Origin of the sequence: Jingyaoa shaoxingensis (assembly GCF_014385005.1) — a bacterium.
Taxonomy (GTDB): domain Bacteria; phylum Bacillota; class Clostridia; order Lachnospirales; family Lachnospiraceae; genus Marvinbryantia; species Marvinbryantia shaoxingensis.
Genome location: NZ_JACRSZ010000019.1, coordinates 1 through 16,500, shown reverse-complemented (window position 1 = coordinate 16,500; position 16,500 = coordinate 1). Strand labels below are relative to the sequence as shown.

General features: G+C 41.9%; 16 protein-coding genes. All 16 read right to left on the bottom strand.

Features of this window, described 5'->3' with window-relative positions; all coding sequences use genetic code 11:
* Positions 1 to 7: 7 nt before the first annotated feature.
* A complete protein-coding gene (locus H8716_RS14880; RefSeq protein ID WP_004612759.1) occupies positions 8 to 877 on the bottom strand; it encodes a VirB6/TrbL-like conjugal transfer protein, CD1112 family in 870 nt (289 codons plus the stop codon).
* 23 nt (positions 878 to 900) lie between these two features.
* Entirely contained in the window at positions 901 to 1,116 is a 216-nt protein-coding gene (locus tag H8716_RS14875) for a Maff2 family mobile element protein (protein ID WP_005338487.1), read from the bottom strand.
* A 135-nt stretch (positions 1,117 to 1,251) separates the two neighbouring features.
* Positions 1,252 to 3,147, bottom strand: coding sequence for a VirD4-like conjugal transfer protein, CD1115 family (locus H8716_RS14870; RefSeq protein WP_118408422.1), 1,896 nt, complete (start codon positions 3,145 to 3,147; stop codon positions 1,252 to 1,254).
* Positions 3,144 to 3,659: a PcfB family protein gene (locus tag H8716_RS14865; RefSeq protein WP_117548360.1), complete on the bottom strand. Its 516-nt coding sequence runs from the start codon at positions 3,657 to 3,659 to the stop codon at positions 3,144 to 3,146. The genes H8716_RS14870 and H8716_RS14865 overlap by 4 nt, the downstream gene beginning before the upstream one ends.
* Before the next feature lie 39 nt (positions 3,660 to 3,698).
* A complete protein-coding gene (locus tag H8716_RS14860; RefSeq protein ID WP_004612794.1) occupies positions 3,699 to 3,851 on the bottom strand; it encodes a hypothetical protein in 153 nt (50 codons plus the stop codon).
* 100 nt (positions 3,852 to 3,951) lie between these two features.
* On the bottom strand, positions 3,952 to 9,930 hold the full coding sequence (locus H8716_RS14855) for a SpaA isopeptide-forming pilin-related protein (protein WP_249309812.1): 5,979 nt from the start codon (positions 9,928 to 9,930) through the stop codon (positions 3,952 to 3,954).
* A gap of 405 nt (positions 9,931 to 10,335) precedes the next feature.
* Positions 10,336 to 10,758 (bottom strand): RNA polymerase sigma factor, encoded by a 423-nt coding sequence (locus tag H8716_RS14850; RefSeq protein WP_096241080.1) that lies wholly within the window; start codon positions 10,756 to 10,758, stop codon positions 10,336 to 10,338.
* Between the two features lie 3 nt (positions 10,759 to 10,761).
* Positions 10,762 to 11,397 (bottom strand): sigma-70 family RNA polymerase sigma factor, encoded by a 636-nt coding sequence (locus tag H8716_RS14845; protein WP_216419487.1) that lies wholly within the window; start codon positions 11,395 to 11,397, stop codon positions 10,762 to 10,764.
* 170 nt (positions 11,398 to 11,567) lie between these two features.
* A complete protein-coding gene (locus H8716_RS14840) occupies positions 11,568 to 11,717 on the bottom strand; it encodes a hypothetical protein (protein ID WP_015543441.1) in 150 nt (49 codons plus the stop codon).
* Positions 11,718 to 11,831: 114 nt separating this feature from the next.
* On the bottom strand, positions 11,832 to 12,188 hold the full coding sequence (locus H8716_RS14835) for a helix-turn-helix domain-containing protein (RefSeq protein WP_128867645.1): 357 nt from the start codon (positions 12,186 to 12,188) through the stop codon (positions 11,832 to 11,834).
* Between the two features lie 110 nt (positions 12,189 to 12,298).
* Complete coding sequence (locus H8716_RS14830) at positions 12,299 to 12,637, bottom strand: DUF6050 family protein (protein WP_118040676.1); 339 nt, start codon at positions 12,635 to 12,637, stop codon at positions 12,299 to 12,301.
* 6 nt (positions 12,638 to 12,643) lie between these two features.
* Positions 12,644 to 13,780, bottom strand: a complete 1,137-nt coding sequence (locus H8716_RS14825) for a DUF6017 domain-containing protein (protein WP_240577901.1) — start codon at positions 13,778 to 13,780, stop codon at positions 12,644 to 12,646.
* Complete coding sequence (locus tag H8716_RS14820) at positions 13,761 to 14,666, bottom strand: ParB/RepB/Spo0J family partition protein (protein ID WP_128867644.1); 906 nt, start codon at positions 14,664 to 14,666, stop codon at positions 13,761 to 13,763. The genes H8716_RS14825 and H8716_RS14820 overlap by 20 nt, the downstream gene beginning before the upstream one ends.
* Positions 14,659 to 15,435, bottom strand: coding sequence for a ParA family protein (locus tag H8716_RS14815; protein ID WP_128867643.1), 777 nt, complete (start codon positions 15,433 to 15,435; stop codon positions 14,659 to 14,661). Before H8716_RS14815 ends, H8716_RS14820 begins: the two co-directional genes overlap by 8 nt.
* Before the next feature lie 15 nt (positions 15,436 to 15,450).
* Entirely contained in the window at positions 15,451 to 15,615 is a 165-nt protein-coding gene (locus H8716_RS14810; RefSeq protein WP_182465586.1) for a hypothetical protein, read from the bottom strand.
* On the bottom strand, positions 15,602 to 16,069 hold the full coding sequence (locus H8716_RS14805) for a DUF6075 family protein (RefSeq protein ID WP_002594293.1): 468 nt from the start codon (positions 16,067 to 16,069) through the stop codon (positions 15,602 to 15,604). The genes H8716_RS14810 and H8716_RS14805 overlap by 14 nt, the downstream gene beginning before the upstream one ends.
* Positions 16,070 to 16,500: the final 431 nt, after the last annotated feature.

The following is a 16,500-nucleotide window of genomic DNA, read 5'->3' as shown; positions in this document are numbered from 1 at the left end:
TCCTTTCTTAATGGGCGTTAAAGATACTGCGGGCGAAGTTTCCTGTTTTCATCAGACTGAAACACAGGATCACCGTGTATGCCATCACGCCGAACAATGCAGAATGTATGTTATCTGACATCTGGATGTTTGCGACCAGGACCGCATAGATTCCCACGCAGACCATCATAAAAAATCCCTGGAATGCCAGTGCAAACAATCCACGAAGATAGTTGTTCCCGATCTGCCCCCATTCCCGGTTGGACATGGTTGCGAACGGGATCGCTCCAACGGACGAATAGAGATAAATCTCAATCATACGTCCATACAAAATCACTGTAATAAAGACTGAGATAATCTTCATACACAGGCTTACAAGCATCGTTTCCAGTGCCAGTATGACAAGTTCACCGATCTCCATAGATTCCATCGCCGTCTCCATCGTGGAGATCATCGTATCTATATTGATCGCTGTATCAGAACTGATAACCCCAGCTGCCCGGCTGACTACGGACTGCCCGACATCAAATACCGCCATCGTGATCGTAAAGGTATGGCTGACGATCCAGACTGCCACCCACATCTTGAAAAAGTATTTAAAGAACATCCAGGTGTCGATGTCGTGCATGTTGTTCTTTTCCGTCAACATGGAGATCAGCTCATAACAAAGTACAAATGTGATAATCATACCGGCAATCGGTACAATGACCGACTCGGAAAGATTCTGTATCATGCTGTAAATGCTGCCATTCCAGCCCTGCGGTGTCTGCCCAACCTGAGCAGCAATCTGACCGGTCTTTTCATTGACATCGGTATACATTGTTGTCAGGTTGGAACTTACCATGCCTGTCAGAAGATTCCTCATCCATTCTTCAATCGCTTCAAATATCCGATCCATGAGTCATCTCCCTCCTGCTTCTCTCAGCTGAACAATCCGGACAGTAACGGTACCAGCTGGGTGCCGATCAGAACGACACCGCCTCCTGCCATCAGCTGCTTGATTCCCTGGGACTTTGCACCTGGGTTGTCGTTTCCATATCCTTCTAACAGGTTAATAACACCCCATACTGCAAGTCCGGCTCCAATCGCCACCACAAGTGTCTGCAAAATATTGATTGCCTGATTAAAAAACGCCATATTCGTTGTCTCCTTTCAAATCTCTGTATTTCTCTGGTTTCTATCTTTAAGAAGTCTTTTCCGGCTCTGCCCTTACGGGTGGCCTTTCATGATCTCTCAAATCCATCACCTCCCAAAAGGGCAAAGAAAAAAGAGCTATGTGTCCGAATCTTTCACATGCTCTGCTTCCTTGTTTTCTGTATTTAATTCTCCTGCCAGACTCTCTTCCGAAAACTCATACAGGTCAAATTCCTGTGTCCTCGTCAGTTTCACTTCCATCCGATGCCGCATATACGCTTCCACATCAAACTCATTTTTCTTATCGTAGTCTGACAGCTCCTTATACCGTTTGTGTTTGGTAATATCGAACTTGTCACTGAAAAATGGTCTTACACCTCGAAGCTGCAAGATACATTTGCTGCCATCCATGACCGCAAGTTCGTCCCGGCTCATCAATTCCTTTCCTGTTTTTTGATAGTTCATCCCGTAAGAACGGCTCTGTCCACGGGTGTCCGAAGTGTTATATAAATCAATCGTTTCTTTTCCCAGCGTCTCGGAAATCTCCTTTAAGGTCGAACTTTCCTTACCGCCAAGGAATAACATCGTGTCGCAGTTGCCTAAGATTGTTTCAGCTGCATCTTTGTAGATTGTCTTTAACTGGGACTGCGACTGGAGGATAATGGATGCAGAGATTTCCCTGCTACGAATGGTGGCAATCAGCTTGTCAAACTTTGGAATCTGACCGATATTTGCGAACTCGTCACAGAGGATTCTGACATGATATGGCAATCTTCCATGATGTACATCGTCCGCTCTGTCACATAACAGGTTGAATAACTGGCTGTACATCATCGCCACAACAAAGTTAAAGGTATCATCCGTATCAGAAATGATAATAAACAGTGCTGTCCTCTGGTCACCTACCATATCCAGTTCCATCTCATCATAGCTCATGATCTCACGAAGCTCTGCAATGTCAAACGGTGCAAGCCTTGCACCACAGGAAATCAAAATACTCTTTGCTGTTTTTCCTGCCGCCAGTTTATATTTCTTATACTGACGCACTGCAAAATGCTCCGGTTCTTCCTTTTCCAGTTCCTCAAACAGCATATCTACTGCATTTTTAAATGTCTCATCATCTTCCCTTGTTTCCGAAGCGTTGATAAACTCAAGCAGGGTCGCAAAGTTCTGTTCTTCTTCCGGTGCTTCATACCAGATATAGCCGATCAGGGCACAGTACAGAAGCCTCTCTGCTTTCGTCCAGAAATCCTCACTGGACTTCTCGCCTTCCCCTTTCGTGTTCACCATAATCGTATTTACCAGTTTCAAAATATCCTTTTCTGAATGGATATAGTGGAAGGGGTTATAGTGCATACTCTTGGAAAAATTGATCGTATTCAATACTTTCACTTTATATCCATGCCGTACCAGCATCTTTCCGCACTCAATGATAATCGTCCCTTTCGGGTCCGTGACCACATAACTGATGTATTTTCCCATCTGCATCAAGTTGGGTTTTACATAAAAACGTGTCTTTCCTGAGCCAGATCCGCCAATCACGATCACGTTCTTGTTCCTCGCAAATTTCGGATTCTTTGGTCTGCCATTCATGGTCAGCCGTTCCGTCATGGTCAGCAGGATATTGTTCTCAAATACCGGGTCGATAAAGGGTGCAATGTCTTTTGCCGTCCCCCATCTTGCCGAACCATACTCCACTCCCTGCCGGAACTTTTTGGCATTTTTCCCTTTCATATAGACCAAGAGCTTCACCGCCACGGCTCCTGTAATCCCAACCAGCAATTCATTTTTATGCATACTTGGAAGAATCCTGCTGAATGCCATCTGGAAATTTAAGACCAGTACCATCAGTCTTTCTATCATGGAATCACCCACACAGTATTGATATAACCATGCCAGCTTATTTCCCACATAAAAGATCACGATATACGGAAGATTCATCAGAACAATCCGAAGCAGCTTATGTACATCCACCGGCGGTAACCTCTCCAGGTATCCTTTTCCTACACCAAGCAATTTCTGTAATCTGCTCATAATGACGGCTCCTTCTCCTTTCCTTTTGTTTTCTCCAGTTCTCTGTGCTTTGCAAGCGATTTGGTGATTGCCTGCTGTAACTTCTTCCTCACAGATGGTTTTTTGTCCTTATTCAACGTCTGTCCTGTATATTCCTTAAAAGCGGCAGTCATCACATCGGCATCTCTTGCCTTAAAGAACACATAATATCTTGGCGGGTCAGCAGTCACATCTTTTTTCAGACTGAAATCAATGCTGTACTTTTTTGCTACCCGTTCAAAAGACTTGATATTTCCATCTGTGATCTCAATGTTGGACAGCTGTACATTCTGCTTCATCAGCTTATCAAGACTCTGTTTTCCCTTATAGGTCTTATCCTCCTTTTCCTTCTGGGGCTGTTTCTGTCCCTGCTGTTTTTTCTCCTGCTCCATCTTTGCAAGAGCCTTTACCATGGCAGCTTTCAGCAGGTTGGCAGTGACCTTGCCGCAGCGGATACAAAGTGAGACTGTTTTCTCATTCACTTCATCCTGCAATCACACCACGCCCTTTCTTCTTTCACTGCTGTCTTATCCTCATTTATCACATTGCTGCTCCTTTCCTCTCTTTTCTGCCAGTTTCATATATTCTTTTTCTGATTCTGCCCCCACTTTGATACAGCACCAAAGGACAAATCCATATACCAGAAATACTGCAGCTGCAGCAACGATCAATACTGTTTTTGTCATCTTCTTTTCTCCCTAATTCTTTTGAAATTTTATAAAAGGGCATCTATGAATCCTGTGTCCATAAATGCCCTCATCCATTACTAAGAAATCTTATAATCTCTTATTTCTTCTTTTTGCGAAGAATCACTGTTCCACCAAGACCAGCCATTCCAGCCCCTGCAAGCAGAATCCAGAACAGAATCGGTGTATTATCTCCTGTCTTTGGTGAAGTCGATTTCTTTGTTTCTTCTGTGGTTTTTGTCTCCGGTGTTGGTGTGGTTTCTGGTGTTTCCGTCGGTGTCTCTGTTGGAGTTTCCTCTGGTTTCGCCTCATCCTTCATCACAACCTTCTGGATTTCTCCAGTATCTTTGACCGTAAACTTCACATCTTCTGCAACCAGATAACCATCCGGTGCAGTTTCTTCACGGAGGATATATTCCCCGATTGGAAGCATCTCAATATAGTGTGGTTTTTTCTCAGATGTCCAGCTTTCTACGGTCTTTCCATCTTTATCAAGGATCGTCAGTTTCGCTCCTGGCAGCTCCTTACCGGAAATATCGGTCTTGGAAATCTGCACTTTTGTCACATCATCCTTCATTTCCACCTTCTGTACTTCACCGGTATCTTCCACCGTAAAAGTGATGCTCTCTGCTGTCACATAACCGTCCGCAGGAAGTGTTTCTGTCATGGTGTACTTCTTGCCAGCGGTCAGTTCTTTGATGATATGTGGTTCTTTACCAGAAGTCCATTCATCCACAGTGTTTCCACTCTCATCTGTAACTTTCAGTTTTGCTCCCTCAATCTCCTTTCCGTCTGTCAGGGATGTTTTGGTAAACTCTACGGTTGTCGGCTCATCTTCAAAAGTAAACACATAAGACAGTGTTTCCTTATCTGCCCCACCATATTCAAAAGTAAATTCCTGTACCTGGTCTGTTGTCGCAAATCCCGGTGCCGGAGAAGTTTCTTTCACATAGTAGGTATAGCCAAGTGGCAGATCTGCCGTAAAGGTCAGTTTTCCTTCCTTATCCGTAGCCTGCTCCTCAATAACCGTATCCTCTTTCAAGATCACATCGCCCTTTGCATTGACAATATTTTCTTTATTGCACAGGGCAAATACAGCCCCTTCCAGTACACGGTCGGAATCTTTTTCTTTCTTTAACACGTTTACTTCTGCTCTCTGGCGTTTGTTCTGCCAGTCAGCAGAATAAGTAACAACTGCGGTATTCTGGTCACGGTAAGTCAGATCCACTTCACGAGCTTCTCCATCCAGGACATATCCATTTGCTGTCTCTTTCTCTTTGACACAGTATTTGCCAAGAGGAAGGTCTGTCAGTTTCGCCACTCCTGTTTCATCCGTCGTGATTGTTGCTACCAGTGCATCCTTTTTGTAGTAATCTTCACTCTCACCATCCGCCGCTTTTATATCTTCTAAGGCATAAACCTCAAAAGTAACGTCTTTCAGGGAACCGGAAAGATATTCAAACAGATGCTTCATCCATCCGCCAATGGAATCCAGTGCAGATATTTTCTCTAGGAACTCACCTTTTTTATTGATGATAAGTGTTCCGGTTGGCACTGCATCTTTCATCTCTACCTTCTGGATTTCAGCAGTATCGTCCACAGTAAAGGAAACTTCTTCCGCCATCAGATAGCCATAAGGAGCCATTTCTTCACGAAGAGTATATGTCTCCCCGGCTGTGAGTCTTTCAATCAAGTGTTCCTCACCCTTTACAGACTTCCATGTATCTACCACATTTCCATCCTTATCAAGCACCGTAAGCGTTGCCCCGGAAAGTTCCACGCCTGTCGTAATATCGGACTTCGTAAAGGTTACTTTTGTCGGCTGGTTCTTAAATACAGATTCCAGCTCTACCATTTTCACATCCTGTCCCTGATATTTGGCAGTCACTTCCAAAGTCTCAAAAGAAGAGACATACCCTGCCGGAGCTGCAAGTTCTTTGATATAGTAAGTACTAAATGGAAGGTCAACGTCAAATACTGCCTTTCCATCTTCCCCACTGACTGCTTTTCCAAGTAAGGTATCTGCCTTCACAATCACTTCTTCATGTGCCAGAATATCTTCTTTTGCATAGATACCAAACTCTGCACCCGCCACAACCGTTTTTGTCTCTGCATCCTGTTTGACTACGGACACTTCCACTTTCTGGCGGTCATTCTCAAAGGTTGCTGTCTGCTCAATAACTGGTGTTTTCTGGTCTTTGTATTCAAATGTTACTGTCTGTGCTTCTTCATTTAACACAAAGCCCTCTGGTGCTGTCTTTTCAACAATCTTATAGGTTCCAAGTGGAAGGTCAGCGATCTGTGCCTTTCCATCCTTATCCGTGGTAACAGTTCCTACCAGTTCCCCAGAAGCATACTCCAGGATACGGTTTCCATTATCATCTTTCTGGAAATCTGCTGTATAAATATCTTCGGCAGCATATACCTCAAAGACTGCTCCCTCCAGAGTTTCTTTCTGATAAGTAAAGTCATCTTTATAACCATTTAAGACCTCACCCTGTTTTACGATGTTCAGTTCTCCCTTAACCGGATGATTCTCGTATGCAACCTCGATGATCACATCGCCGGAAGTTCCGTCCATCTGATATGCTGTATTGGAATCTACATTCACCTCATAGTAATTCTCATTGAGCGTATATCCATAAGGTGCGTTCACTTCCTCAATACGGTAATGTCCAATTTTCAGATTCTGTGGAAGGATTAAGTATCCCTGCTCATCTGTAAAATAAGATTTGTGTTTTACCGTCGTCGGATAGGTTGTTACCTGTTCCACATACTTTTCTGTATCCAGGTTAAAAATCTTAAACTCTGTATTCTTCTGAAGCACTGCTTTCTTTGTCTCATCGTCCTGTTTGATGATCTTCAGCTTTGCTTCAAACTCTTTGTCAAGCAGCACTCTCCATACCTGCGGTGTAGTCGGATGATTTTCCGTAATCTGCACGATGAAATCATTGACCGGAGTGTAATTATGTGGCGTGGTTGTTTCACGGACGATGTAAGTTCCATAAGGAAGTGCAATACTGCGGGCATACCCTTTCTCATCTGTAAAGATCTCTGTTGCACCATTTTCCCCGATCACTACCGGCTTGACAGAATCAAAGTCATAGCTGCCATCTTCTTTTACTGTTAGGGATGATACCAGATAAGCGGTAAATCCTGCACCTTTCAGTAAATCGGCATCTGTCTTTCCGTTGTTCGCTGCCTTGATAATCTCAAATGGCTGCTTCATCACCTGTTCCAGAGACAGACAGTCACGCTTCACTTCCGCTACAAGATCACCCTCGTAGTTGCAGACCAGATCATGTTCTTCTTCATCTGCCAGGTAACCCGTTGGCGGAGTAATCTCTTTTACATAGTAATTACCAAGGTATAATCCATCTACGGAAGCCTGTCCATTCTTATCTGTTGTGAGAGTGGCAACCTGCTCGCCTGCTTTGTAGATCACACCAGTTGCTCCATCCGGATGGACAATATCCTCACGGGCATACAGTCCATAGACTGCCTTTTCTAAAGTAGCATCTCCCTGTGGAACAGCCTTCTTTGTTTCTTTGTCCTGCTTCTGTAAGGAAATCTTTGCTATCACACGCTCGTTTCTGAAGGTATGCTTAAATGTCAGTTTCGCTTCCTTATCGTTTGTATAAGAAAAAGTAAACGTATAGACATCATCCGCATTTCTCAGATAGCCTTCCGGAGCCTGTACTTCCTTTACATCATAGGAAAATCCCAGCGGCAGGTCTGCGGTAAACTTCGCCATTCCATCATTTCCAGTTGTCACTTTCTCAATCAGAGTGCCTTTCTTTACAACAACCGTTCCATCTGCATTTTTAATGTCACTGGCTGCATAAAGTCCAAAAATTCCTCCATCCAGAGGATTTTCTGTATCCTTATCCTGCTTTGTCACAATCACTTCTGCTTTCTGTCTGTCATTCGTAAAGGTTGTCTCAGAAAAAACAACATCTACATTCTGTCCTGCATAAGAAAGAGTGACAGACTTTTCTTCCCCGGCATTATAAAATCCGGTCGGAGCCTGTTTTTCTTTGACGATATATGTACCAAGATGCAGGTTTTTCAGAATGACTGCCCCATTCGAGTCTGTTGTCAGATTCTCTTTGACCAGATCACCCTTGCTGTAAACCTTGGCACCATAAGCAGTTTTAATATCTGCCCCGGCATACACATCATAAATCGCACCTTTCTGTCTGCGTTTCTCATACTTAAATGTTGTTCCATTCTCGGTGACATCTGCACCTGTCAGAACCTGACCTTCTTTATAAACAGTCAGCTGCCCCATCTGTTCCTCATCCGGAACAGTTACAGTTGTTGTTTTGCTGACTTCCAGTTTTACATTGTAAGCAGTTGCATTGATACGATATCCTGTCGGAGCTGTAATCTCTTTCAGATATACAGTGTCCTGTGTCTTAATGATCTGCACGGACGCTTCCCCATTTGCATCGGTTGCCGGTAACTTTGTGATCAGTTTTGTACAGTTTGCATCACTGTATAAACCAAACACGGCACCTGCCAGCTTTGCGTCTGCTTTTGCATCTTTTTTAATCACCTTAACACTTGCGTACTGTACCCATGTTACTTTGAAGTCCACATATTTTTCATCATCGACACCTTCACCAAATACCAGTGCCAGATCCTGTGAACCGGAGCCGGTACTGATCTTATATGCAGAATAATCTTTCGTTACACTGCCCTTCATGGTTGCAGACCAGCTTCCTGCGACATCCTGTACCTGTGTAAGAGGTGCAGATAAGTAAAACTTGGTTCCACCATTGATTTCCACTGCTTCACCAGCTTTGCTTGTTTTTCCGGTTGTCACGTTATGGAGTTTCACACCACTTGGAAGTTTCATCGTGATACTCTGAAGTTCATCTGCTTTAAAAGTGATTTCCTTTGTTCTCTGGCTGTTGCCATCTACATAGGCTGTCACATCTGCATCTGAAAAACTCATATCTACATCTGGAATCTCCGGCTGTGAAATACAGTAATTATACAGTTTCATTGCAAGTGTCTTCGCCTTGCTGCTTGCACCGGAGAAAGCAGAATCTCCACCATTGGCATAAGATGCTGCCAGATGTACTAAGATAAATCTGGCACCTGCACTCAGGTTTCCATAGCCATTTTCCTCTGTGAAAAATCCTTCATCACCGGAAGCCTTTGTGCCATAGTAACAAACCTTTGCCAGCTTCTTACCGTCACTGAGCTTTGTAATGTCATAAGTACCACTTCCCGGACTGGATTTAGAAGGCTCTACACAATATGCTGTGGCAGAAACATTACCAAACTGAACCGTATATTTATAAGTCAGATAACTTCCATACCCGTAATCCGAATACTGATAGCAGGTTCCTCTTGTCACTGTAACTTTCTTGGTACTCTGTGTTGCAATATCTGTTGCCATAAAAGTAACCGCTTCTCCTTCTTCCATAGAATAAAGGTCAATACCGTTCTCCGCTACCTGATCCATTACTTCTGAAACAGTCAGACCGGATTCTTCATCTGTCGTCACTTCCTGCTCTTCTGTAAGATCTGTTACAATCTCTTTTGACCCATCCGAATCAGCATCCTCCGCATTTCCGGAATCTTCTGTTTCACCGGCATTTCCTTCACCAGCTGTATTTTCAGAAGAACTCTTTGTCTGTGCTTCTGTTTCCGGCTCTTTTATCGTAATGTTTCTGCTTACTCTGTAAGCTGGGTGACCGCTGACTGGCTCTACTGCATAGACAGCTTTGTAGGTATCCGGTGTATGTACGTCAAAATCTGTACCAGCTTCACTTTTTGCTTCATGGAATAAAACTTTCACCTTTTTTTCATTCACGCCCTCTATACCGGACAGATCGACTTCCACCTCAAATTCTTCTCCATAGGGAATCTCAATATCCTTTGCTTCCACAATTTCATCTTTATCAAGAGTATCCTGCACATCCTGCAGTTCCGGATATTGCTGTTCAAAGGAAGTTGGTTCTGGTTCTAATTCAGAAGCAGAAACCGTGACTGGTTGAACGATAACAGACGCCAAAGTTGCAACTGCCATAAATCCCGACAAGAATCTTTTAAATCGCATTTTCATTTTGACTGAATCCTCTCTTTCTTCAATAATTTACTCCACTTTCGTTCAGGCTTACACCTGCATGAATCAATCATAGGAACCACCTCCCTTGTGTCTTGGATTGACTTTTAAATAAAAGCAGGATTGAGCTATTAAGCCACAAGAGGTAATTCGTAATCATTCCTGCCAAGGGTGCCTCTCATCCATTGCCCTTCACGTTATCACCGAATGCCCGCCGCCAGATGCGTAGCTGGGAAATTCAGGTATCCTCTTGCTGCTGATATGAAATTGTCAAGGTTCACTTTTAGAGGGAATTAATTATTTTGAATAAAATAGACATTTGCCCCTCCACTAACTGCATGTGTGAAAGGGCAAAAATTAACCTGTTTGAAATTTTTTTAGAAAATTTTTTGAAACAGCAAAAACTTACAAAGTTTCCAGCCTGTCTTTTAGTTTCTGCAATACTTTGTTTTTCCTGTTCCTGATTGTCTTTGTACAACACCCGAAATACTGTGCTGTTTTTTTAACTGTGTACTCTTCAAAAAATAGTAATCTTATCAATTCCATTTCTTCTTCAGACAAATATTTCAGTGCTTCCTGCAGCTCTTGTATTTCTGACACCCTGATGACTATTTCTTCTGGTGATAATATATGCAAATAACTGTTGTAACTCGTTTCCCCTACTTTTTCTATTCCGCACACACCATTTTTCTGCATTTTTTCAAGCTGGTATCTTTCTTTTCTTCTTGACTGGTACCATGCCAGATATACGTCTCTGGTAACTTCTATGAGAGTTTCATTTACACGCAGCACATACCGTTGTCTTTCCTTTGGTTTTTTACCACGCATCTTTTATTCTCCCTTCTGAAGCACTCCGATCAGTCTGCCTGTATTTCTTCTCATTTTCTGCTTTGCCTGTGAAATACATTTTGATACTGCCGGTTCTGTAATTCCAAACACCCGTGACACTTCTCTTTGTGTACGCTGCTGAAAATAAATTTGATGGATCACCTGTCTCTGCCGGTCAGTCAGCACATCCATGAATTCTCCAATAGCTTCTTCTATGATCAGTTTTTCAAGTACATTCTGCCTTTTATCCACCAATTCACACCAGCCTTCTGAAATATGGCTATATGAAATGCAATTATTATGTTCTCGTACCTCCCTGTTCCTGCACAGCCGATCTTCCCCTTCTAATATCAACCGCACATACCAGGGCTGATTATCAAAAAAATCTTCCTTAACAACTGTTATTTTTCTTCCTGCTTCATATACATAATCTCGACAGGTAAATAAAGGAAAAACCGTTCCATAATCACCCACGCAATAGAAAACATATCCTGTCCGATACGCAATAATTTCCGCACCATCTATCAGTCTCTGCTTTACAACTGCCACATCGTTTTCTCTTAAATACCTGGCGGACGGAACCTTTCTTCTTTCTTCCCTGTTACCTACAACCTGTTTCAATTCCTGCAATGTAAGCATAATTACCACCTTTCTGCCTGCTGGCAACAGGTGCCCATCGGCAGAAAGGATAGGATTCTTACTGTTCAACTGACAAAAAGGGCAGTAAAAAACAGCTTCCGGTACACCCGTTTTTTTTAAACGAGAGCCTGAAACTTCTTTACTGCCCTTTCTAATAGTTACAATATTCTCTACTTTATTTTCCGTCTGATACCAGGATCAGACTTCTTGGCATTTCTTTCTGCTTTTATGTTCTTTTCATTTTCCATCAAAACAGAATAATCTCCCATTGCATCATAGGGGCACTGTCTCCGATAAAGCAAATTTTCTTCTCTGGTCATCAATCCTATCTCCCTTCTTTATCTCTCTGTTTTCCATTTTAACAACACAAGATTCTATTATCCTTAGCATATATAGGGAGTTTTTTTATTTTGCACACCATATATGGTGAAATTTCACCTGTATTCATTAAAACTGTCTATCAGAGAATCTATGGTCTGCATGATAATTTTCTGCTCTTTCCATTCCATCTTCTGAATACGGTAAAGAACTTCCTGAACTGATTCCTGCTTCTCTATACCGCCTCCCTCTTTCCCCAACAGGACATTAGCATCCGTTTCCAATATCTCAATCATCTTCCTGAAAATCTCAACAGACATTGCCGTTTGCCCACCTTCAATCCTGCTGACCGTATTGACACTGATACCGGCTTTTTCCGCAAAAGATTCCTGTGACAACTTCATTTCCTGTCTCCGTTTTCTGATCCGTTCTCCCAATTCAATAAGTTCTGTGGAAATTGCACGATTGCTCAATACGGTGTCTCCTTTCCTGCAATTTGTCCCAACTTTACGCCATTGTGTCGCAAAGTTCCCCGAAAAAAAGCAGCTAATTTTTGTCTTAGCTGCTTTTCAAAAAATCTATTTCATTTTATTCTCGGTATTTTATGTATCCCTGTAAGAACTGTAATCAGAAAAACGCAGAGATAAATGATCGCCTGTCCAATCATTGCCAGAAGAACGATGCTTCCGATCAATCCTCCGATCAGAAGATTCATTGTCCAGACTGCCAGCGTTCCTCCGAGGTCAAAACCTTTTGGAACCATCCAGACACACATTTTTCCGATTCCAAACGGTATCCCCATCAGAAGTAACAGCAAGAAATAATTGCACTTCCCATCCTGGATACAAAACGGTCTTAATACTGCAAACAATACTGTAATCACCAGCACTGGTGCTATCACTTTTTTAATCATCTTCTTCATGTTCCTTTATCCTCCATACATATCGTGATTAACTTCTGCCTGATAATAACTGTTTATCGTTGCCGGAGCATTATACAGGGCGGTCAGAAGATACGCTTTAATATTCCCAATCTTTGTCGTATTCCGATTCAGACAGAACAGCACATATTCGATATGCGAATAGTTCAATTTCATAAACCTGGTTTTTACCAAAGCAACTGGTTTTTCTACTCCCGCAATGCGAATCATACTGTCCTCCGGCATCATCATAACTTCGATCATCAACTCCACCAGTTCATCTACATCTTCCTTGGCATGATATTGATAATCTATGTTTTCATGAATCACCTCACGATATGCTCTCATCTTCTCCATCACATCTTTTTTCTTTTGGGGATTACCTGATATGATTGGATAAGATTGATTTATCTCAGTTTCACTAATATCAGTCTTGTTAATATCAGTATTATTAGATTGTGATTTCGGGTATTCTGGATTTGTGATTTCCACTATTCTAGAATGATGATTTTCACTATTTTGGAATTGTGATTCTGGAAATTCTGGATTTGTGGTTTCCACCATTCTTGAATTGTGATTTTCACTATTCTGGAATTGTGATTCCCCATAATCCTGAATTGTGGTTTTCACTACTCCTGAATGATGATTTTCACAATTCAGAGAAATGCCTGTTTTCCCCTTGTTTTCTGCTTCTTGTTGCAAATCTGCACATTCCTCATATCTTTCCTGTTTCGATTGCAAATCTGCACAATTACCTGTCGGCTTTTGATCTGGAACCTCTCTGATCATAAAATTTTTCACATAAATAACATTCGGTTTTCCCAGTCCCAGGCGTTTCTTCTCGATCAGCCCGATTCCATTACTGCTGTCCAGCTCTTTTACCAGTTTCACTGCTTTTTGGGTTCCGCAGTTCATCAGCTCTGCAATTTCTTCCACAGTGAAGATAATGTATACTCTGTCCTCTGAATCCAGCCATCTATTTTTAATGCTCAGGCTCATACGGTCCAGCATCAGACCGTATAATATCTTTGCTTCGCAAGAAAGAGTTTTAAAGCATGGTTCTGTAAACAGCACTTTAGGGACACGATAGAAGCTGTATTGTTCCGCTTCCATCCCTGTAAAATAATCAAACTGTATCTTCTGCATCTGCTACTCCTTCTTTGTTTTCTTTCCATTTATCCAAAAGCATAAAAATGACTTCTTCTATCTGTTCTTTAGAATATGTCTCCGGAAAATAATTGCCGATTTTCTTTGCCGGAAGCGTCACATTGATCTTACTGCTTTCCTTTTTTAATAAAACAGCATAGATATAACTCTGGTTTAATTTTCCATTTGCACTGCATTCTTTTAGCTGTTCTGCCTGTTGCTTTGTCGGAAAGATACTGCTGTTGGCAATCACTTCCAGAAGCCACTCCTGCTCCTCTGGTTTCAGATAAGACAGCTTTTCTCCCACAATCATAGGAATTTTATTATTGTCCACATATTCCAACAGAGCATCGGATAATGCCGCCAGACGGATATACCTCTGCACAGTTCTTCCACTGTCCCCTGCAGCTTCACCAACCATATCTGCTGTATATTTCTCACCCTTGCTTCCCTGATGCTTCATTGCATCGTATTTCATCTTATAGGCATGAGCTTTCTCACTTGGCAGTAGATTTTCACGCTGAATGTTGGAATCTACCATAATAATGACCGCTTCATCATCCGTATAATTTCGGACAAGAGCTGGCAATGTAGTTTTTCCACACAGTTCACAGCCTCTTTTTCTTCTATGCCCGGAAATCATCTCATATCCACCCTCTGGTCGAGGTCTTACCAGTGCAGGAGTCAAAACACCGTATGTTTTAATACTCTCTACGGTTTCATCCATTTTTTCATCATCATTTACATGGAACGGATGATTTTTAAAGGGATAGAGCTTTGCCAGATCTATTTCCACAACCTGGTTCATACTCTTTTCCGGTGTTTCCTCTAATCCCAGTAATTCATCATAAGAGGTAAGCTGAATATCTTTTTTCGGTCTACGCATGTTTCAACACCTCCTGAACCAGTTCCAGATAGCTGTCTGCCCCCTTGCTTTTTCCATCATAGGCAAAGATACTTACACCCTCCGATGCTGTTTCTGCAAGGCTTTCTGTTCTCGGAATCGTCTGCTCAAAAATCCTAATGTCACTTCCGTATGTAGTTTTGATTACCTGTTTGTTTCTCTTTGCATTATTGTAACGGCAATTATCCATTGTGAATAAAATGCCTTCTATCTGTAAATCCGGATTGAACCTCTGATGGATTCCCTTAACTACTTTCAGTAATTCCATGAGTCCATCTGCCGCATAATATTGTGGCTGCACTGGAATCAGAACACTGTCCGCTGCACTCAAAGCATTGAGCGTCAGCATTCCCAGGGATGGCATACAGTCAATCAGAATATAATCATACTCATCCTTCAGCAGTTCCAGATACTCTTTCAGCACCTTTTCTCTGTCCTCTACTGTAAATAAAGACATATCCATTCCGGCAAGCAATTTATTGGACGGAATTAGGTCAACACCTTCCTCATGGTGCAGAATTGCTTCTTTCGGATCAAATTCCAGTCCCATGATAATGTTCTCCATCATGCTTTTTAATGTTACCTTGAGATTTTTAGGGAATCCCAATCCCATTGTCAAGTGCCCCTGTGGATCAGCATCTACCAGGACTACTTTTTTCCCTGACTTCACCAGTCCGGCTCCCAGATTGATTGTTGTCGTTGTTTTGGCTACTCCGCCTTTCTGATTTGCAATAGCAATTACTTTACACATATACTTTCCTCCGATTTACTCTTTTTCTTCTACTTCAACATAAACACGAAAATATTTGCTTGTTCCTTTGTTCGTATACGCATCCGATACTTCCAGAACATCCAATTCTTTATGCTTTTCCAAAATACGACGGAACCATTGAATATCCTTTAAAGTACCCTGTAATCTAATTTTCAGCATACATATCCTCCCAGTCTTTGTAAAAACAATACTCTGGATAACGGATTTTAATGGCTTCCCAAAAATACCGGGCATATCCGCAGCAAAACAGATCTTCTACGGTATAATACTGACACTCTTTTAACTGATCTTCCTCTGCTTCATAATCTCCGACACTTGGTGTCCCATTGCAGTAAAGATTAAATGCCATGCGGACGATCCGTAAACTTCCACTGGTCTGCCAACCTTCCTGCAGGGATTCCGTTTTTACACATCCAGTTTTAAAATTATAGATTTTATTCACATTTTCTCTTGTGTCTCTGTCGATACCCAGGCAATAAACCAGAGCCTGATGATAAACATCCTGATATCTGCATTTTTTCAGATATTCCATATAAAATTTTTCGTGTTCCTTGCTCTTGAAAGTAATTGTACGAGAATTGCTATTCTCTGCTCTTAACGCTGTGTTTGTCATTTCTGTTTTCCTCCTAAATTTTAATAAAAAAGACACCCCATTTCTGGAATGCCCTATAAAAAATAGGGACACCCGCTTTTAACAAGTATCCCTATAATCTATCAATTATTTGATAGCTCTCTATTCATTTTCATATTCAGAATTCTTTGTGTTCCCCGTACCGAGGTCTAATGCAACAACAACGGTTACTTTCTTCACAAGGCTCTTTTCTTTGTGATTTTCGCCTATTCTTTTGAAACTGAAAAACTCCACAAAATGCGTAAATTCAAGGATTTCTACATATTCTTCCTTTGTAGCAACACCACAGTCTCCACATGCACCGTATCACGAACATTATTCTTTTCGCTCCTCTCAAATCTTAACACATCCCACGGTGACAATAAAGCCAAACTTTTTTCTATAGTTCAGATTCTAAATATTTTTACATCCTC